Source organism: uncultured Nostoc sp. (assembly GCF_964245575.1).
Taxonomy (GTDB): domain Bacteria; phylum Cyanobacteriota; class Cyanobacteriia; order Cyanobacteriales; family Nostocaceae; genus Nostoc.
Genome location: NZ_CAXTNP010000149.1, coordinates 1 through 19,581, shown reverse-complemented (window position 1 = coordinate 19,581; position 19,581 = coordinate 1). Strand labels below are relative to the sequence as shown.

Here is a 19,581-nt window from a genome sequence, read left to right as displayed (position 1 = left end):
ACTCCCCACTCCCCACTCCCTAGAATACGCGATGTTGTAAAGAGGGCATTTGACGGCGGACTTGTTCTAACCTAGTGGGCTTGATTTCTGCGATCGCAATTCCTGGTTTTTCCCCGGCATCGGCTAAAATTACGCCCCAAGGGTCGATAATAACCGCGTGCCCGTGGGTTAGACGACGGGCGTAGTTATTGCCTGTTTGGGCAGGAGCAATGACGTAGGCGGTGTTTTCGATGGCTCTGGCTTGTAGTAGTACTTGCCAGTGGTCTTTACCTGTAAAGGCGGTAAAGGCGGCGGGAATAAAGATAACATCAGCTCCTTTATCTGCCAGATGACGGTACAGTTCAGGGAAGCGGACATCATAACAAATGGAAAGTCCTAAATTACCAAGTTTTTCGGAAAAATGGACAGGTGGTAGTTGCGTACCAGCCACAACTGTGCTGGATTCTTGATAGGTGTTGCCATCGGGGACATTAACATCAAATAGGTGTACTTTGTAGTAGCGGGCAAGTTCTTGACCGTTTGTGTCAATGAGTAAAGTGGTGTTATAAACTTTGCCTGTATTATCTACCGGAACTGGAAAGCTGCCGCCCAAGATGGTAATTTGAAAGCGTTGAGCCATTTTTTTGAGAAATTTTTCACTTTCAAGAGCGATCGCATCACCTTGCGCGAGTTTGTCTTTTTCTTCTCCCATATAGGAAAAGTTTTCTGGCAAAGCAACCAATTCCGCACCTTGACGCACGGCAAGCTCTATTAATTCTTCTGCCTGTGCCAAATTTTTCTGTAGATCGGGCACACTGGTCAATTGAATAGCGGCGGCTAAATAAGACTTCATAGATTCAACAACGAACAGTTGATTTATGGAAGATAGATTATCAAAATATATCGCTACTTCAACATCTGTGGAACTTAATTAGAAATGAGTTAGCCAAGATTTTCTTTAACAGACTTGTTTTATGTTGATCTTAATCTTTCTCTGGGTTCTAGCAAAGTGAGCCAGATAAGGATTAGGTTGTGATCAAACCGTGATCAAACCTACCTGCTGTGGATATTTCTATTCTCATTCAAACATTTATTGCTGTGTTTGTCCTGGCGGATGCTGTGGGCAATATACCGATTGTTTTAGTTTTGACTAAAGGCATGATGCCAGACCAAAGAAACAAAGTCGTAGATAAAGCAATTATCATTGCGATCGCAGTTCTTTTGCTATTTGCCTTTACAGGGCAAGTAATTTTAAATTACTTGGAAATCAGTATCGGCTCTTTGCGAGTAGCAGGAGGACTATTATTGCTGTTAATTGCTTTACAAATGCTGCGGGGAGAATTAGATCAGCCGATTATTGAGGAAGGACGAGATGTCGCAATTACTCCACTAGCTTTACCACTATTAGCAGGGCCGGGGACTTTGACAACGGTGATGTTGCTGATGTCCAAATCACAGAGTCCGCATATTGCTGTAGCGGTGGGTATCTTAGCCGCGATGTTTATCACTTGGTTAATTTTGCGTTTGGCAAATCTGATTGACCAGTGGATTGGTGCAGAAGGTGGAGTGATTGTGACTCAACTTTTGGGTTTTTTGTTGGCGGCGCTAGCGGTGGAAATTGGTAGTACGGGAATTAAAGAATTGTTTTTGAGCTAGAAAACTCCTAAAAATATTCTGAAACTGTATACAAACGTAAAGAAGTTTGAGAGACGAAAAAATCGCGTCTCTCAAACTTCTTTATAAAAATTAACCTAAATTTAGAACACGATGGATAACTCAAGAGGAGTTTATTGCCAATTGAGTTTTAAAGATACTTTTCGAGAGTGGAAGCTAATGTAGTTTTAGGCACAGCGCCGACTACCATATCCACTTTTTGTCCATCCTTAAAAATCATTAATGTGGGAATACTGCGGATGCCGTACTGACTAGCAACTTGAGGATTTTCATCCGTATTGACTTTGACGACCTTAATTTGACCTTTGTACTGTTCGGAGATTTCATCGACAACAGGAGCTACCATACGGCATGGTCCGCACCAGGGTGCCCAAAAGTCAACTAAAACGGGTACATCGCTGTCGAGTACTTCTTGCTTGAAACTAGAATCGGTAACTTGCGCGGCTGTTGACATGCCTAAAACCTTCGCCAATAATATCTGAGCTTGGTGAAAATTCTACCATAGCAAAAACCTCAGCTTGGAAGTCCGAGGATGTACATTTGCAAAGAAGCTCTAGAATTTATTTATAAACATAAGGAACCGCCCGAACAGTAGTCCGGGCGGAGTGTGGTGTGAGGAGTGAACGGAAACATTCGTCTCCGCTATCTCTATTGTAGGCGACATATCGGATTTTTCCAGCAATTGTTTAGGGGGCTGGAAAAATTTATTGAAGGATTAGGGATTAGGGATTGGGGATTAGGGATTAGAATAACTTTTTCCCAGTCCCCAGTCCCCAGTCCCCAGTCCCCAGTCCCCAGCTTTATTTCCCCATACCCAATTGTTGAGCTTTTTGGTAAACTTTACCCTCGGTTAATAAAGAAGGTGCAATCACAACTTCTACTTGTTGCATTTCTTTGATATTTTTGGCTCCTAAGGTGCCCATACTCGTCTTTAAGGCTCCTAAAAGATTGTGAGTGCCATCATCTAGTCCTGCTGGGCCAACGAGTATTTGCTCTAAGCTACCGGTGGTGGCAACGCGAATCCGGGTGCCACGAGGCAAGACTGGGCTGGGAGTCGCCATGCCCCAATGATAACCTCGTCCTGGGGCTTCTGCGGCTCTGGCAAAGGGAGAACCAATCATCACACCATCAGCACCGCAGGCGATGCATTTACAAATGTCGCCACCGGTGATTAAACCACCATCAGCGATGATGGGGATATAGTTACCAGTTTCCTTGTAGTAATCATCTCGTGCTGCTGCACAATCTGCGATCGCAGTCGCCTGTGGTACGCCCACACCCAATACCCCACGGGACGTACAAGCAGCACCAGGCCCAATTCCCACCAGTACCCCAGCCGCTCCAGCTTTCAACAAATTCAAAGTGACTTCGTAAGTTACACAATTCCCCAACACCACGGGGATGGGCATGGAACGGCAAAATTCTGCTAAATCAAGTGGTACTAAAGACTCTGGTGACAGATGTGCAGTAGAAACTACCGTAGCCTGTACAAAAAATAAATCTGCTCCAGCTTTTGCCACCCCCTCACCATATTTACTTGCACCGGCTGGAGTCGCACTTACCGCCGCAATGCCACCTTGTTGTTTAATTTCCTGAATACGTTGTTCAATTAATTCCGGCTTTATTGGTTCGGCATAGAGTTCTTGCATCAGGGCAACAAATTCATCTTTACCCACAAAGGCAATCCGATCTAATATTGGCTCTGGATCAGCATAGCGAGTGTGAATACCCTCTAAATTCAAGACACCCAATGCTCCTAACTGTGACAAACGTACAGCCATACGAACATCTACTACGCCATCCATCGCACTAGCAATTATCGGGATTTCTCGCTCAATATTGCCAATACGCCACTTAGTATCTGCCAAACTGGGGTCTAGTGTTCTGTTACCAGGGACTAGAGCAATTTCATCTATTCCGTAAGCTCTGCGAGCTGTTTTTCCCCGCCCAAGTTGAATTTCCACGCTTTAATTTTTCTTAAATCTGTTTAAGCTAGGGTATCAAATTGTGAGATAAGTTGGGGCGTTTTTTCCCTGAACTATACAGATAAATTCGAGTTACCCAAGCCGCAGCTCAAAACTTTGATGGACGCAAAGTATTTACCAGGCAACCAAATGAGCAAAAAATGTTAATTGGTTTTTATATTGTGTTCTTTGAGAGTTGGTGTTGCGCTAGTTTTTGGTAATTGGACAATGATAGTGTCTATTATTACTGAGTTAATGTCAATATTATTGGCATTAGTTCTCTTAATTTGCCTATATTGACTTAGGTCAATAATAGGCAAATTCTCATAAATGATACCAAATTGGAATAGTTTGTATCGTTTCAAATCGATAAACCTTCTGAATCTGAAGATTTTCAATTTCAAAATTTAAAATCGTTCGACTGAGCGAACGCGAGTGCGTCTCGTAGAGAAGTCAAAGTCCAAAATCCAAAATTTGTTTGATTTACCGTTTATTTTTAACTACATTCACACCGGTGTAACCAGTTGCTATCCAAAGTATCGCTCTAGCTCCATCACGAATAGATTTTTCGATAGATTCGGGGGGTTTTTCTGAAGGAACTGGTACTGGTTTTAAATAAATACCTCGACTACCCAAAATAATTTCGCCGATGACACAAGCCCGACGCATGTGGAAATCTGAAGTAATCAAATAAACGCTCTTGATGCCACGAGCTTGCAAATCATCTACTAACGTAGTAAAATTAGTAACTGTATCTACGGCTTCATAGTCCAAGTGTAAACGTTTGGGATCAACACCAGCTTTAGTAAACACTCGTTGGGTGAATCTAGCTGGACTACCCCCAGTAATCCAAATTGGTATATTTGGATGCTGGCGCACGAATTCGGCCGTAAACTTTTCTCGCTCTAAACGTCTCGTTGAACCACCTAACACTACAACTGCTTGCGGCTGTACAAATTGGTTTTGTACTTCTTTGTATCCCCACCACATGATTAGCGGTAGGACAAAAGCCATAAAACGAAAAGATTTACCTGTAAAAAATAGCTTATTCAAGGCTCGATAACTTTATGTACTGAGTCCAAAATTTCCTCTGGCCAGAAGAAAAAAACAATTGATAGTAGAGTAGCAAACTCCTATAAAATCTGTCCAAATTTATATTTAGGTGATTTTCAGGTTGCAGCGCGATTAAGCGTGCTTGAAGTTTTTCCTCTAATTGATGGATTATCCTAACCGATATCGAACAATCCATCAAAGGGTTTTAGCATCTTCTCAAAGAACCCCATTTAGAAGATGAAAATTTTAGTCATCTGGAAAACCTCACTTCTATTTCTCTCTTCCTTTAAGGAGAGAGACTTTGAAATTTCCCCCTTAGAGCGTTGGGAAGGGGGTTAGGGGTTAGGTTTTCGTGGGTTTTTCCAGATGACCTAATAAATCCATCTGTTCGGAGCGGAGTTTGTAAATTAGCCGCACTACAGCATCTTGAATATTATATTTAGCGATGGCTACGCCCGCCGTTGGCGTTCGCGTTAGCGTCTCTGAAAGAGAAGCCTCTCGTAGAGAAGGCATCGCACTTTTTAGGACTATCTATTATCTGTACATAATATCTAACTCTCAAAAGCATTAATTCTTACAACAATTCTCTAAATTCTTCACGAGTTATTTGGCAATCGCGTAGTATTTGTGCCAGCAAACCACGACCAATTGTTTCACCTGAATGTACAGGAACTACCGTCCTGCACCCATCGCAATGTATCATAAAAAGTGTGGGCTTGCGTATGACAACCAGGAAGATTTGGGACGGAAATAACAAAGTAGCCATCTGCATCTTGTTTGATAATTACATTAAAATCTCGCTTCATCATGAACTTTTTTGAAGTTATACTATATTTTCGCATTATTGAAAGAGCGATCGCACATTTTGATAGAACATATAATCAGGCGATCACTCACTTGCAGAAATACTCATACAGCCTTTTTGCTACTCTAACCAGTTCTCTAATTGCAAATTAAGTATATTTTCAAGATCCTTGATATTGTTCGTAACCAAAATATCATTACGAGAACGGACAACAGCAGCAATTAGTGCATCTACTTCTCCTGTCGGTCTAACAATTTGTCTCAATTCGCTTTGGATTTTACCAAATTGTCTGGCAGCATCTATATCAAATGGCTCAATGGGTAATAGTTCAGTTAATTGTGCTAGTGTTGCTAAATTTTTTTCAACTTTTTTAGAACAGTAAACACCTTTGTAAAGTTCTGAAACTACTATTGTAGATAGATAGCATTGGCTGAAATAGCTATTAAATATAGGTACTGCTTTGGAATTGCCGTTAAGCAGTGCAATACAAATATTAGTATCTAGGAGATATATTAGTCTTTCTTGTATTTATCAATTGAGTCTATCTCCTTCCTTGATAAGTATGACGCTGCTGGTCAATTTCAGCAAAGATATCTATTAACTTTGATTGGTCTTGCCAAACTTAAAATAATTGATTCAATTTTGCTAGTCTTTCTTCATCTGTTAAGTCTAGTTTTGCTACTACAGATTCAGTAAAAGAAAGTTTTAGATTAATGATTATCTCTGCTCCATCAGGAATACTGTGAATTTGCTCTAATAATTCAATACTTTGACCACGTTTTGTTCCTCTAATCTTCATTGTATGGTTTCTCCTGTAATTACTACTATTCAAAGCTCAGACATTTTCTGATTACTTAATGCTGACTGATGTAGCGTAGACACGTAGCTACTGGCCATCAAACATTGCTCTTAAAACATGAAAATATCATTGCCATTTATCCTACTCACTAGTTGCTGCTTCTAGCCAGACTTCCACATCATCTGCTAGCAACTTCTGTGCTGCATCCAGCATTGATGCTGCTATGTCTTTGAGGTCTTCACGGTTGTTTAAGTAAGTTTTCAAGGCTTCCATTGGGTCGATGCTGCTACTTGCAGTTAATTCAGGAATGCGGGGACGAGCTAATTGACTCAATAATTCTGCTTGAATGGTGTAGGTATGAGCCGGACTTAAAGCAGTATGTAGAGAGGAGCTGTCAATTAAATCCATCTGCTCAGAGCGGAGTTTGTAAATTAGCCGCACTACAGCATCTTGAATATCATACTTAGCGATCGCTTTCATTAATACCGCTTGCGGATCATCTGCTTTCGAGACATCCACCTCAATAGTGCGGAAAGTCCGAACTGTTAAGGGACAAAATTCCCACTCAGCCCTCCCTCGCTCCAGTTCTATCATCACATAGCCTTTGTCTTCTTTTTCTTCACTAAAATCTACCCGCTCAATACTCCCTGGATAAATCACCGGCGGGTTGTTAGATTTATTCAGATTTTGGTGGCGGTGGACGTGTCCCAACGCTACATAATCAAAACAAGGTCGCGTCAGCAAAGATAGGGGTAGAGTAAAGCCTTTACCCACTGCCAAAAAGCGTTCTGCGCCCAAGGTTGCATTGTCAGACATCAAGTGAGCCAAAAGGACAGTTGGCACATCGGGGTCAAGACGGCGAATTTCTCCTTCTAGAACAACTCGCAGCCGTTCCGTTAACAGTTGGTTGACTTCCGCCAAAGACGAACCTTCAGTCTCTTGGCGAGTCATTAGGGTAGAACGGGTTAGCCAAGGAAGGGTGATTACTTGCACTTTACCATTACGGGTTTCGATGCAGTGAGTAGTTAATGTGTCACCGACAACAAATCCTGGCACTCCTAAAGTGCGATAAATATTTAAACTCGCTCCTCCCTGCCCTTGGGAATGTTGATCGTGGTTGCCTACCAACAGCACTGTTGGAATATTGGCATCCATGAGACGGCGAAATTGGCCGGCAAAAGCCTGCTGTACATAAGGCGGTGGTGTAGCATCCGGGAAAGCATCGCCACCAAATATCACCATATCAACAGCATCTGTCAGCGCTCGATCAATACATATAGACAATGTATTGACAAAATCCTCCAATCGTGTGTTTAATCCGGTTGCGGGATTAATTCGTCCGTGGGAGAAGCCGCTTCCCATGTGGATGTCGGAGAGATGAAGGATTTTAATCATATTTGTCTTATTTAACTATATGAGGTTAAATTACCACGCTAATCATACTATCGCTTACAGCAGTCTGCGTTTCAATCAACCATAGCTTAGAAGCTATTAGTCGGTAGGTAGAAATAAACATAATACCCATATTCCCGACTTTTTAGAGAAGTCGGGGATCTATCTCCTGAGCATTTTATGTTTAATTAGGTTGACCTACTTCTATATAACGTCGCCACGTAAATTGAGATTTTTAAAAGTTTCGTCTACTTGAATGACATTTGCTGTGTCTGCAAATTGTAACAAATGATGTTTTTTAGAATAAATCTTACTTACAATAAAAGTATTAAAACACAAACTTATTCTTGTACAACACTTCAATCAAAAGCGAATGAGTATCTCGGACACTGCGGCAATCCAAGAAAAAATAAAGATTTGGAAGAAAAGACTTGCTGGCGACTCAAACAGCAATCCTTTAATTGATTTCCGCAAAAATAAAAAACCAGTAGTTGATATTCTTACAGCCTCTTCACTTTTATATAAAAAGCTTGCAGGAGACGAACCTAGTCCATTTGCTTTTAATGAAATCACAAGCAAGCAGACTGATACTGACCGGATCAAGCTTCTAGACGAACTTCGTAAAGGTGCAAAATCAAGCCTGGAAGAGAAGGGTTTTAATAGTCTCTTTTTAGTCCTTGGAACTTTAACATGGTTTGACCCCGAAAAACCCCATGAAAAGTATGTTTCTCCAATCCTGCTTGTTCCAGTGAGGTTAGAAAAAAAGGGTAGAAAGCCGCCAGAATTTACACTTTACCCTACAGACGAAGATATTTCTGTTAACTTTCTTTTAATCAACAAGCTACATGAAGAATTTAATATTACGCTGCCTGAGAGCGATCACATTCAAAAATTGAGCTATGAGAATTTTATAGATGAAGTTCGTGGTGCGATCGCTAAACAGCCTGACTGGCAACTAGAAGAAACAGCACACATTACTTTGTTCCAGGATGCAAAAGCAGCAATGATTAAAGACCTGGAACAAAATCAGGATAAGATAGCTAATCATCCTATACTGCAAGAGCTAGCTTTAAAACGAACATCTGATAATGCCAATAAACCCCCCATTCCTCAAAAGCAAGAACTTGACAAAATAGATCCTTCATTCATTTATCAAATACGTGATGCAGACTCCAGTCAGCAATTAGTTATAGAAGCTGTCAAAGCAGGATTTAGTTGTGTAGTGCAGGGGCCTCCTGGTACAGGAAAAAGCCAAACTATTGTCAACATCATCACTGAGTTAATCGGCAAAAATAGAAAAGTGCTTGTAGTTGCAGAAAAGCAAACTGCTTTAGAAGTTGTTTTTGACAGGCTTAAAAAAAGTAAATTAGAAGATGTTTGTCTGAATTTACATCACCAAGTTACAACAAAAGCAAAAGATTTCTTTAATCAACTAGACCAAACTCTTACTCAGCTTTCAGAAATAAACGAAGCACAACAACGAGATTGGGATATATTCTTTAAACCTTTACGTAACTATCGACAAGTACTAAATGTTCATGTAATAAATCTACATAAACAAGAGCAACCATTAAATAAATCTGCTTTTAACCTGTATGGCGAAATTCTCAGATTGGAACGAGAAGACATTCCTGTACTACAGTTTAATCTTTCTAATCTGCAAGATTGGTCAGAAACCAGATTGTTCGAGGCAAAAGTTTTACTAGAACAACTTGGTCAATTCGAGGCTATATTCCGGGGTAGACAAAAAACGATATGGTCAAGTAGTCCGCTACAATCTGAATCTTGGTCGTCCGATATAGATAAAGATTTACGTAGAAATATTGACAATATCAGTAAAGGAATAAAACTTGCTCAAAATACTGTAGTTTCGTTGACACAATTGCTAAAAATAACAGAACCACTCCAAACCTTGTATGATTTAGAACAGTTACAGCCAGAGGTAGCCCATATCGTTGATGCTCCATCAGGAATTGAAAGTTGGTCACTTTCAACAGATTTAGTTGATTTAAGACAGTTGTATTTGGAGCTAGAAACAGAGATTAGGAATTTTCAATCTATTAATTCTGATCTCAATGCTAAGTATGTCCGGGAATTTTTAACTTTCGATTTGTTAAAACTTAGGGGACTTTTTGAGAGAAAATTTACAGGACTTTTTCGCTTCATTAAACCTGCTTATTGGCAATGGCGTAATGCTAAAAGGCGCGAACGTCAACGTCTTATAGCTCTCCGGCAAGACCAAAATAGAGTTTCTGAGCAAGAATTGATTGCAGATATTGAACAAGCGATTGAGCGCCAAAATATTTTAAATACATTAAAAGACCAAAACTATCGAGCGCGTCAAGTTTTTGGTTCTTCATTTGATGAAGAAATGACAAATTTGCAAAGTATTCAGCAAGGTCTTGAATGGTTGGAAAAACTAAATCAACAGCGCCAACTAGATAAAGAGATAGTAGCCGCAGTTGTTGGTTCAAGAGAAAGCTATCAGGAGTTAAGAGCATTTTTAGAAAATTTGGAAACATCCTTAAACCAGATTCAAGAAGGCTGTAAATTTTTAAACAAACACTTTCCTCAAGAACGGCTAGCAGCATCGGGTGTATTGAAGAAAACACCTTTAAACGAAATTGAAGATTTCCGACAACAAGCCTATGATGAGCTTGATTTATTCCAACAGTGGTTGTACTGTCAAAAATTTGTACGTCAATTAGAAGCTATTGGAACCAAAGAGTTTTTATCTAAGCTACGAGATTCGGACATTTTACCGAGTAAGTGGTTTTCAGTTTTAGAAAAAGGCTTTTATGAAAATTGGTTGCGACACATACATTCTGATAATTCAGAGTTGCAAAACTTTAGCCAAAATCTGCACGAGCAGAGAATAAATGAATTTTCAGAACAAGACAAACAACAGTATGAAGTTGCAATCGAACGTTTGAAACAACTCCATGCCAAACGTTGGCAAAATTGGTTAACACAGCCAGAAGCAGCAGAACAAGTGAAGTCTCTCAAACAAGAAAGTAGAAAGAAAACCAGACAACAAAAAATTCGTCAATTTATTAAAAATAATGCTCAACTGGTTACTATCCTCAAGCCATGTTGGTTGATGAGTCCTTTAGGGGTTAGTCAATATGTAGATGCTGAGGCAGTGCAGTTTGATGTTGTTGTCTTTGACGAAGCTTCTCAAGTTCGTACTGAAAATGCAGTATCGTCTATTATGCGAGCAAAACAGCTAATTGTTGTTGGCGATAACAAGCAGCTACCGCCAACCGCTTTCTTTGAAAATACAGCTTCCGATGATAGCGACGATGAAGAGGAAGAAGTTTATGAAAATTTGCTCGATGAGTGTTCCACTTTATCAATTATGATAATTCGTACTTTGAGTTGGCATTATCGCAGCCAAGACGAAAGCCTTATTGCCTTCTCAAACCAAAAATTTTACAATTCAAAACTTATTTCTTTCCCCAACCCTGTAAAAGATGCTAGTCGAGGCATACATTTCCATCCCGTTGAAGGGGGAATATATGATCGTGGTGGTCGTGGAGACAATATCCGTGAAGCAGAGGAAGTTGCAAAGCTGACAGTGCAGCATTTTCAACAACACTCTCAGCAATCTTTGGGTATTATTACCTCAAGTAAACAACAAGCAAAAGCCATCTGGGAACAACTCAAACAAATCAGTATTAAACATCCAAAGATAGAAGAATTTTGTCAAGATAACTCAGATAAATTTTTTGTCAAGCCAATCGATGAGGTTCAAGGTGATGAACGAGATGTGATTTTTCTAAGCTTTGGCTTTGGTTTTGATAACAAAAACCCGGGTAAGTTGAATCACAACTTTGGTTACTTCAGTAAAAAACAGCAAGATTTAGGGAAACGAAGATTAAACGTTGCAATAACTCGCGCTAAATACAAGTTTGTATTAGTCGCTTCGATTAAACACGAGAATATTAACCCCGAAGTAAGCCTACAAGCTGCATTAGTTAAAGAGTATTTTGCATACGTTCAAAGTGGCGGTCAAAAACTAGATGAAAAGGGTGATGATGATCTGTCTCCCTCTAATTTGCCATTTGAAGAAGATATATATCAGGCTTTAATAGAAAGCGGATACGCAGTTAATAAACGGGTAGGTCGTTCAGCTTACCCAATCGACTTAGTTGTGATAGATAATTCCAAGCCAGAAACAGAAGAGTCTCTTTTAGGCATTGTCTGTGATGGAGGAACTTATCATAAATATCCTACAGCCCGCGATCGCGATCGCCTCCGCCAAGAAGTTCTACAAAAATTAGGCTGGCGAATTTACAGAATTTGGTCTCGTGAATGGAATCGCAACAGAGAGGGTCAAATAAAACAGCTAATAGAGCATATAGAAAATATACGCAATCGGAAATAAGCACAGTTGCTAGTGTAGCTTTATAAACAGAGATTTAAATAAAAATTGGATTGTCTATGGTAGTAGCACTAATTGAAGAACTGTTAACTAAAGTTCAACAGTTGCAATTAATCATGATTGCGGTTTCTACTGGAGAGTTGAAAATTTACGAAAAAGAGAAAGAGTATACGCTACTTTATAAAAATATTGCTGACTTGATGGAATCTCTTGAAGAGGAAGGGGTTTACATCGAAAATACTAATAACTTTAAATCTCTTTCAAATTGGCGCGAGCGCTGGTCATCTTTAAAAAGCGGATATGCTTCAAAAGCAGGATATATTCACGACCTATACACTAGCGTTTTCAATCAAATTGATATTATTTTGTACCAGCATTATATCAAAGATAAATCTCAAGAAGAATTAGTTGACGAGTGTCAAATATCACGATTTGAATATCTGATAGCAAAGATTAAACAGTTAAAGTTAACCATGCTTTCGGTAGCTACTCAAGGACAGCCTGTTGAGCTAGTTAGGTCTGAAGATGAGAGCTATAAAAAGCTTTATTGTGAGGTTAGATTACAAATAAGTATCCTTCGAGAGATAGGTATAGATGCTCCAAATCCCAATCAATTTCAATCTCTTTGGCAATGGTATAATTACTGGTCATTTGAGCTAGATAATTCAAAAGCTGTACGGGAAGAATATATCGAGAATCTATATGAGACTTTGCTTAAAACAATTGAGAAATCCTTAAAAAAACACTATCTCCAAAAAACTTCATTAGAAGAGTTTGTTCAGGATTTGAAGCGTCGATTTAATCAGACCACTTATACCCAGGCTACTAGAGATCCTATAATCATAACCCCAATTTTAAGCAACAACGTGCAAACATCTAATCTCAAATTGAATGAGGGATTTCAGCAACAAACATTGGAACCTGTTGCTGCTTCATTCTCTATCGCACCTACTCAAACTGTTGATAGTTCGTTATTTGCAACTGAAAATGATAGCTTAATTTGGACAAATGAGAACTTCATGAATCCGGAAATATTTTTAGAGCAGAGAGATGTGATACCATTAATTATGGCGCTAAATAACTTTGCTCTCAAGGTCAATGTAGCAAGCGATCGCCAAAATTTTTTAGAAAGCGCTGGTGTTGATTATGCGTTTTTAAGTAATTTGAGATTTGACACTCAATCTCATGTATTTGCTCAATCATTAGTATCAGCATTTAAAAGTTATCAAATCTCTCATAAAAACTTTAACGATCACCCATTAGTAAGTGTACTTGAGTCTCTACGCAATTTAGCATCAATTTATGGATTGAAAGACCAAGATGTAGAATTATATACTCGATTAGTCGAAAAAGGTCAGGAAAACTTTAAAGCTTTAGCAGCTTGTAACACAGTAGGCAGAATCGAATCACCTATAGGAAACGCTATAGGCACAGGAGTGTTAATTACAAAAAATTTTTTACTAACCTGTAATCACATTTTTAGTAAGAGCCAAGTGCAAAAAGCATGGGTGCGCTTTGGTTATAAAGATGGAAGTTACGAATCAGAAAAGGATGTTTTTAAATTAGATTTTATTAGTAATAATAGTCATCTTGATTATGCTTTACTTAAAATCAACGCTCAAACACAACAAAAATCCATTTTTATTAACGAAACATCTATATTAGATAGCGGTCAAGATGTTCGTATTATCCATCATCCACAAGGAAACCCAGTTATAATTTCCGACTTTGGACAAATTACACAAGTAGGAGAAGATTACATTGACCATAATCTGAAAACTGATGACGGTTCCTCTGGCGCACCAATTTTTAATCGCCAATGGGAATTGATTGCAATTCATCAAGGAAATCCCGGTATAGGACGTTCTGTGGCTCCAGGTTCAACAGGGGGTATTCCCATTCGTGCTTTTTGGAATCAAATTTCACAGTATTTAGGTTAATGTGACAGAGGAATAATTTCATGAGCTTTTTCCAGAGTTTATCTGAAACTTTCAGCCGTGAGGCTCCAAAATATAAAACCCTTTCTCTACCGAAACATCGAGTTGATGTAGACTATGATGAAAAACCCATTGTTGCAGGTGAAGCCTATTGTCGGATCTGGCTAGTGGAGATGCGCTTGGCTAAAGATGTAGAATGGTTCAAGCAAAGATATCCGGTGGTTCATGCTGCTGTCCGCTTCAATCACGGTGGGAAATCCGTAATAATTCCCTATCTAGCTGCACCTGGACAATTAGAAAAATCAATAGCAGATAATCTGGATAAAGTCATTCAATGCAACTATCCTCTCACATCTTTATTTCCCTTCAATGATGGATTAGTCGAGTTACAAACAGGCTTATTTAGCATAGCTAATAATGACTCCATCGGTAAATTTATTAAGACAATGGGCAGATTTTCTGAATTGCTACCTGTGCCGGAACTTTCAAGTGTTATAAAGCTAGCAGAACCAGTATATCGGGGTATTGAAGATTTACTCGATATTGGTGAGCGTCGGTTAGAACTAGGCTACCAGCAAACATTTTCTGAAGCTGATGGAGGTGGTAGTAATTCACTGAAAGCAGGTTATTTTGCCGCAATTTTAGCGCAGGATAACAAGATAAACAGCGATAACCTTTGTATTGTCAAGGATAGCCTCTGTCTTGGTTCACCTGGAACAACAAAAACTTTTGAGCGTGATGGTAAACCCCTAGAAGGCTACAGCTATATGCTGTTTCGTATAGAAAAGCGCAAACAGCAAGATTGGGAGTCATTAAAAACTATAAAAGAGCTAGTTACTCAAGCTCAAAATGCTATTTCTTCGGGCGAATATGAGAAAGTAAAGAAATTTGTTTTACCTGCTATTGAAATAGCTATTCTCCAAAGTCCTGATGTAACTAAAGCTGACCGACGCAATATGAGATTAAAAATTGGAGAGGAATTGAAGGAACTTGGTTTGCAATCTACAAAAGTGCAAAAGCGATCGCTTTATTCAATTATGCAGCGACCTTTGCCAGAGATTGACGCAGCCAGAGAAGCTGAATTAGCTTCTCTAGAGCAGCTTTTCCAGCAAAATGGTCAATAAACTAGCCTCTAAACTTGTTGTGTAATACTGTTATCTAACCGCAGAGGCGCAGAGTAAGGAAGGTTGGGGGAAATTTTTCTTTTCTTCTATTCCCCACTCCCCAATCCCTACTCCCCACTCACTTTTAAATATGAATTCCACATTCTGTTTTATCACTTCCCCGCCAGCGTCCAGCGCGTTCGTCTTCGCCTTCGCCTACTCTGGTGGTGATGGGTTCGTCCCCAATACTGGGATAACCTTTGTCGTGCAGAGGGTTGTAGATGACTCCGTGTTCAGCCACGTAAACCCAGCTGTCTTGGCGTGTCCATCTGGCTATAGGATTTACTTTCAGGCGACCTTTACCGTCTAATTCAAATATGGGCATATTCGCACGGGTTACTGCTTGGTCACGGCGGCGTCCAGTAATCCAAGCGACGCTGTTGAGTTCGTCTAGACCCCGTAGCAGTGGTTCAATTTTTGTAATGTGGTGGAAATTGGCAATATCTTTGTCCCAGAGTTTCTCGCCATATTTGGCTTCAAAGGCTTCGCGGGTGTCTACGTCTGGAGTTTTGAAAGTTTGCAAATCCAGATTGTAGATTTGTATGGCTTTGGCTACTAATTCTAGGCTTTCAGGGAAGTGGTGTAAAGTATCAAGAAAGATCACAGGAACTGGATGCTTCAGTTCAGTGTAAAGAATATGGGTAATTATCATATCATCCACGTTAAAGGCGCTTGTTTGCACCAGTCCCGTTGGGATGTTCTCTATAGACCATGCCAGTATTTCTTTGGGAGTAGCAGTTTCAAATTGCTGATTTAATTTTTCTAAGTCAAAAGCGATCGCTTGGTTTCTAGATGCCGTGGAAACTGTCATGATAATCTTCTGTTCAAATATTTTTACCTTGACTAATATTTATTTTAACCCACAAAGGCGCCTATTCCGCTCGGAGATAAGGTAATTATTATGTTCGGAAATTACTACATTATCGGCATGGGGAATAGGTGATGGGGCGTTGTCTTATTTTTAGGATTCAGTCAAAACGAATACATAAGTAAAAACAACACTGTTTACTAAGAAACTTTACGGTAATTTAAGTTTTACAATGCCTTTATAGATATTTATACTGATTTTGATATGGTTAAGGAACAATTAATAAAAAGGATTTTACTTAAATGAAGACTTCAAAATCCCCCAATCGCTTAGGTGAATCTATAATCATGGGCGCTTTAATGATGTTGACCAGCGTTAGCATAATTACAATAATGAACTTTTTCTAAGATAAAGATTTTTAATTTTAGCAATAAAACTTCACATAGCCCGGCTCAAAACTGAGTGGGGCTTTTGCTTTTAATCCAGATGAATCGGTGTATATTAACTTTTTTCTCTGACTTTCAGTAGAAAATAATTTGAAAGCCGTGTTTTTACGTAGTTTTGCAATCAGAGAATTTAAAATTGGGATGCGATCGCTATTTACCCCTAGTAGTCTGTCAGTTTTTAATTGAGGAGTAAACAAGTTCGTAGTAAGGACTTTAGTCCTGGATTTTTAAGCACGCTTTGTGCTTACTACAAACTTTTCATTACTAGCTTGACAGACTACTAGTAATCTGTTTCATTAATTTTGATAGGTAAATCAGTTTTTAAATTTCTCTTCTTACCTCTTTCTTCTCTGGGAGACGCGCAAGGGACGCGTACTTCGCGTCTTCTCTACGAGACGCGAAGCCCGAACGTGGTTTGTTATCTTTCCCCGCAAAATTAATGGGACAGACTACTAGTACAGCAGGCGCGGAAATAAACATACCCTTAGGGTTCACCAGTCGCCTGCGCAGGGTTTCCCTCCCGCAGCGCTGGTTCACCATTTCAAATGGTGCAAGAAGCTCGGAATATAATTCTTTTGACTTTTGACTTTTGACTTCCCCAAAGGGGCTGACTTCCGCCTTGCGGTACTAGTGACCGATTGGCGCTTTCGCTCCTGCGCCGCCTTTGCCCAGGAATAATAACAGAGGTAATGAGCAAAGGAACCCTACCCCTACGACTCGAAAGCAATCTGCATAAGATAAAACAGCAGCTTGAGTATCTACTGTTTGACTTAATAAAGCTAGTGCTTGTTGTTGCGCTGTTGCTGCATCCATGCCTTGGTTTTGGAGTGCCCCATTGAGCAAGTCGAGACGCTGATTGGTTTCTGGGTCATAAGGGCTAAGTTTTGTTAACAGGATAGCTCGATGAAAAGTCTCTCTTCGGTCAAGCAGAGTAGTAAGTAAGGCAATGCCAATACTGCCACCTAGTTGTCGAGTCAGGTTGTAGAAACCAGAACCGGCAGAAACATCTTGTTTGGGTAGCGGTCCTAAAACTGCCAAACTCAAAGGGAGAAACATCAACACGGTAAAAGCCCCACGCCATACCAATGGCCAGAATAAATCATCTGTGCCGGTTTGTGGGGTAATTGCTGCCAATTCAAACATGACTCCAGATGATCCAACAGCGCCCATTGCAATTAAAAATCGAGCATCAACTTTACTAGACAGTTTGCCTAATAAAACCATAATGATCGCAGACGCTAAAGCCCCAGGTGCTAATAATAATCCTGTTTGTGTTGCTGTAAATTGCAGCACGCTCTGAGCAAATATTGGCACAGCAAAAAGAGCGCCATAAAGCCCCATACCCACCACTGCTGAAAGAACGCTTCCCGCAGCTAAAGAACGGTGACGCAAAACTCTTAAATCCACAGCAGGGTGATCTGTTTTCAGTTCTCGCCAAATAAACAACCCCAAGCCGATAATACCGACGATCGCCAGAGTGACAATAAAACTAGAGGAAAACCAGTCATCTTGCTCCCCTTGTTCTAATACAGTTTGTAAGCTACCCACAGCCACGATTAAAAATCCAATTCCCCACCAATCAACAGCTTGATTTTGGGTGTCCTTCCTGTCCTCATTCTTTGGCAAAAACGCTAAAGACATCGCTACTGCGATGATCCCAAAGGGAATGTTAACAAAGAAAATCCAGCGCCAGCCTAAACCATCTACTAAGAATCCTCCCAAGGTTGGGCCAATTGCCGGGCCAGCAATTACACCTACACCAAAAACTGCTTGCGCCAAACCTTGTTCAGCTGGGGGAAAAGTCTCGAACAAAACCGCTTGGGCTTTCGCTAGCAACCCGCCACCGCATAAACCTTGGAGAATTCGGGCAACGATCAACATCGGTAGATTGAAGGACAGCCCACATAAAACGGAGGAAATCGTAAAACCAATCAGTGAGAAGATAAAGTAGGTTTTACGCCCAAAGTAATCTCCCAACCATGCTGATAAGGGAATTAAGACGACGTTAGCGATCGCATATCCGCTAACTACCCAACCCACTTCACTGACAGTTGCACTCAAACTAGCCTGTATGTCTGTCAAGGCAACGTTAACAATACTGGTATCAATTAATTCTAAAATAGCACCAAGGGAAGCCGTAAAAGCGATCGCCCACTTCAATGGCCCGTGGACATAACCAAATTGGTCAAAACTAGAACTTTTAATATTGGTAGCCATTGTTACGTAAATAATATTTGGGAGATGTCAAGCAATGCCTTGGTTGGAATACTGACGCCAAAGCTAAAATTAAATTTTGTATACATACGCTACGGTAGCGTATCACATTAAAACGGTCAAGGGAAAATTCAATGAAAAGTGGCAGAAATACCTATGCTAAGGATGGATGGTCACTGCTGCTGTTTTCATGCATGAGAATTGAGTTATAGGGCTTATTTGTTTCCTATAGGCTATGTTCTATGCCCAAAGCTAGAAGCAAATGGCCAAGAAGATATTGCTTGGGGATGATATTTTATGAGTAAGCAAACCAACAGCCCCTCTGGACGACCACGCAGCATCCACGCCGATCAGGCTATTGTGCAAGCGACTTTGGATCTGCTTGCAGAGGTAGGATATGAAAGCATGAGTATAGAAGCGATCGCTTCCCGTGCTAGAGTTGGTAAAACGACTATCTATCGGCGTTACACTTCCAAAGAAGAACTAGTTGCAGACGCGATAGAAAGTTTGAGAGATGATTTAGTGATCCCCGATACTGGCAGGTTTTGGGGAGACATGGATATTTTGATAAATAATGCCGCCAAAAAAATAGATAGTCCCCTTGGTCGTCAGACACTCGCCTTGATAATTAGTACAGCCTCTAGCAATCCTCAGTTTGCAGAGGTTTATTGGACAAAATATACGAAACTTCGACGTGAAGCCTTTTCTAAAGTACTTGAGCGTGCCAAGTCTAGAGGCGAAATTCACAAGGATGCAGACGTAGACTTAATTATTGACCTTCTGAGCGGGTCACTATATTATGCACTGATATTCAAACCTACAACCGAACCGGTAGAAACATACATGCGCCGCACAATAAATCTTCTTATGAAGGGAGTAGGGAGTAGGGAGTAGGGAGTAGGGAATGGGGGAAAAATTCTTATTCTTAACTTCCCAGTCCCCATTCCCCATTCTCCATTCCCC

The 19,581-nt window shown here is 40.2% G+C and carries 15 protein-coding genes; 5 read left to right on the top strand and 10 right to left on the bottom strand.

Annotation, left to right across the window (positions count from 1 at the left end; genetic code table 11):
- Positions 1–19: 19 nt before the first annotated feature.
- Positions 20–832, bottom strand: coding sequence for a carbon-nitrogen hydrolase family protein (locus ACFFAP_RS22275; protein WP_375513263.1), 813 nt, complete (start codon positions 830–832; stop codon positions 20–22).
- A gap of 209 nt (positions 833–1,041) precedes the next feature.
- Here ACFFAP_RS22275 and ACFFAP_RS22270 point away from each other — a divergent pair, with 209 nt between their 5' ends.
- Positions 1,042–1,635, top strand: coding sequence for a MarC family protein (locus ACFFAP_RS22270; RefSeq protein ID WP_375513262.1), 594 nt, complete (start codon positions 1,042–1,044; stop codon positions 1,633–1,635).
- Positions 1,636–1,783: 148 nt separating this feature from the next.
- Here the strand turns inward: ACFFAP_RS22270 and trxA are convergent, their stop codons facing one another.
- The 7 genes from trxA to sbcD form a co-directional block, all read right to left on the bottom strand.
- Positions 1,784–2,107 (bottom strand): thioredoxin, encoded by a 324-nt coding sequence (gene trxA, locus ACFFAP_RS22265; protein ID WP_196522884.1) that lies wholly within the window; start codon positions 2,105–2,107, stop codon positions 1,784–1,786.
- A 346-nt stretch (positions 2,108–2,453) separates the two neighbouring features.
- Positions 2,454–3,617, bottom strand: a complete 1,164-nt coding sequence (locus tag ACFFAP_RS22260) for a GuaB3 family IMP dehydrogenase-related protein (protein ID WP_375513261.1) — start codon at positions 3,615–3,617, stop codon at positions 2,454–2,456.
- Between the two features lie 483 nt (positions 3,618–4,100).
- The gene (locus tag ACFFAP_RS22255; RefSeq protein WP_375513265.1) at positions 4,101–4,631 is read right to left on the bottom strand and encodes a YdcF family protein; all 531 of its coding nucleotides are present in this window, start codon (positions 4,629–4,631) and stop codon (positions 4,101–4,103) included.
- A gap of 381 nt (positions 4,632–5,012) precedes the next feature.
- Positions 5,013–5,183 (bottom strand): hypothetical protein, encoded by a 171-nt coding sequence (locus ACFFAP_RS22250; protein WP_375513266.1) that lies wholly within the window; start codon positions 5,181–5,183, stop codon positions 5,013–5,015.
- A gap of 412 nt (positions 5,184–5,595) precedes the next feature.
- The gene (locus ACFFAP_RS22245; RefSeq protein WP_375513264.1) at positions 5,596–5,988 is read right to left on the bottom strand and encodes a type II toxin-antitoxin system VapC family toxin; all 393 of its coding nucleotides are present in this window, start codon (positions 5,986–5,988) and stop codon (positions 5,596–5,598) included.
- Between the two features lie 109 nt (positions 5,989–6,097).
- The gene (locus ACFFAP_RS22240; RefSeq protein ID WP_375513260.1) at positions 6,098–6,274 is read right to left on the bottom strand and encodes a hypothetical protein; all 177 of its coding nucleotides are present in this window, start codon (positions 6,272–6,274) and stop codon (positions 6,098–6,100) included.
- A 141-nt stretch (positions 6,275–6,415) separates the two neighbouring features.
- Positions 6,416–7,669: an exonuclease subunit SbcD gene (gene sbcD / locus ACFFAP_RS22235; protein WP_375513259.1), complete on the bottom strand. Its 1,254-nt coding sequence runs from the start codon at positions 7,667–7,669 to the stop codon at positions 6,416–6,418.
- A gap of 370 nt (positions 7,670–8,039) precedes the next feature.
- Between sbcD and ACFFAP_RS22230 the strand changes: the two genes are divergently transcribed.
- Genes ACFFAP_RS22230 through ACFFAP_RS22220 form a run of 3 tightly spaced genes read left to right on the top strand, consistent with a single transcriptional unit; the run spans position 8,040 to position 15,111 of the window.
- Positions 8,040–12,053, top strand: coding sequence for a DUF4011 domain-containing protein (locus tag ACFFAP_RS22230; protein WP_375513258.1), 4,014 nt, complete (start codon positions 8,040–8,042; stop codon positions 12,051–12,053).
- A gap of 56 nt (positions 12,054–12,109) precedes the next feature.
- The gene (locus ACFFAP_RS22225; RefSeq protein ID WP_375513257.1) at positions 12,110–13,990 is read left to right on the top strand and encodes a trypsin-like peptidase domain-containing protein; all 1,881 of its coding nucleotides are present in this window, start codon (positions 12,110–12,112) and stop codon (positions 13,988–13,990) included.
- 20 nt (positions 13,991–14,010) lie between these two features.
- The gene (locus tag ACFFAP_RS22220) at positions 14,011–15,111 is read left to right on the top strand and encodes a hypothetical protein (protein ID WP_375513256.1); all 1,101 of its coding nucleotides are present in this window, start codon (positions 14,011–14,013) and stop codon (positions 15,109–15,111) included.
- Positions 15,112–15,235: 124 nt separating this feature from the next.
- Here ACFFAP_RS22220 and cysH read toward each other — a convergent pair whose 3' ends face one another.
- Together cysH and ACFFAP_RS22210 are read right to left on the bottom strand one after the other, a co-directional pair.
- Positions 15,236–15,961: a phosphoadenosine phosphosulfate reductase gene (cysH, locus tag ACFFAP_RS22215; RefSeq protein WP_375513255.1), complete on the bottom strand. Its 726-nt coding sequence runs from the start codon at positions 15,959–15,961 to the stop codon at positions 15,236–15,238.
- Positions 15,962–17,031: 1,070 nt separating this feature from the next.
- The gene (locus tag ACFFAP_RS22210) at positions 17,032–18,621 is read right to left on the bottom strand and encodes a DHA2 family efflux MFS transporter permease subunit (RefSeq protein ID WP_375513254.1); all 1,590 of its coding nucleotides are present in this window, start codon (positions 18,619–18,621) and stop codon (positions 17,032–17,034) included.
- A gap of 294 nt (positions 18,622–18,915) precedes the next feature.
- On the opposite strand from ACFFAP_RS22210, the gene ACFFAP_RS22205 reads away from it, so the two are divergent.
- Positions 18,916–19,512 (top strand): TetR/AcrR family transcriptional regulator, encoded by a 597-nt coding sequence (locus tag ACFFAP_RS22205; RefSeq protein ID WP_375513253.1) that lies wholly within the window; start codon positions 18,916–18,918, stop codon positions 19,510–19,512.
- Positions 19,513–19,581 lie beyond the last annotated feature (69 nt).

Bases quoted from the DNA above. Each gene is read 5' to 3' on its own strand.
- ACFFAP_RS22275 (WP_375513263.1), bottom strand. From the start codon at position 832: ATGAAGTCTTATTTAGCCGCCGCTATTCAATTGACCAGTGTGCCCGAT.
- trxA (WP_196522884.1), bottom strand. From the start codon at position 2,107: ATGTCAACAGCCGCGCAAGTTACCGATTCTAGTTTCAAGCAAGAAGTA.
- ACFFAP_RS22255 (WP_375513265.1), bottom strand. From the start codon at position 4,631: ATGGCTTTTGTCCTACCGCTAATCATGTGGTGGGGATACAAAGAAGTA.
- ACFFAP_RS22250 (WP_375513266.1), bottom strand. From the start codon at position 5,183: ATGCCTTCTCTACGAGAGGCTTCTCTTTCAGAGACGCTAACGCGAACG.
- ACFFAP_RS22240 (WP_375513260.1), bottom strand. From the start codon at position 6,274: ATGAAGATTAGAGGAACAAAACGTGGTCAAAGTATTGAATTATTAGAG.
- sbcD (WP_375513259.1), bottom strand. From the start codon at position 7,669: ATGATTAAAATCCTTCATCTCTCCGACATCCACATGGGAAGCGGCTTC.
- ACFFAP_RS22230 (WP_375513258.1), top strand. From the start codon at position 8,040: ATGAGTATCTCGGACACTGCGGCAATCCAAGAAAAAATAAAGATTTGG.
- ACFFAP_RS22225 (WP_375513257.1), top strand. From the start codon at position 12,110: ATGGTAGTAGCACTAATTGAAGAACTGTTAACTAAAGTTCAACAGTTG.
- ACFFAP_RS22220 (WP_375513256.1), top strand. From the start codon at position 14,011: ATGAGCTTTTTCCAGAGTTTATCTGAAACTTTCAGCCGTGAGGCTCCA.
- cysH (WP_375513255.1), bottom strand. From the start codon at position 15,961: ATGACAGTTTCCACGGCATCTAGAAACCAAGCGATCGCTTTTGACTTA.
- ACFFAP_RS22210 (WP_375513254.1), bottom strand. From the start codon at position 18,621: ATGGCTACCAATATTAAAAGTTCTAGTTTTGACCAATTTGGTTATGTC.
- ACFFAP_RS22205 (WP_375513253.1), top strand. From the start codon at position 18,916: ATGAGTAAGCAAACCAACAGCCCCTCTGGACGACCACGCAGCATCCAC.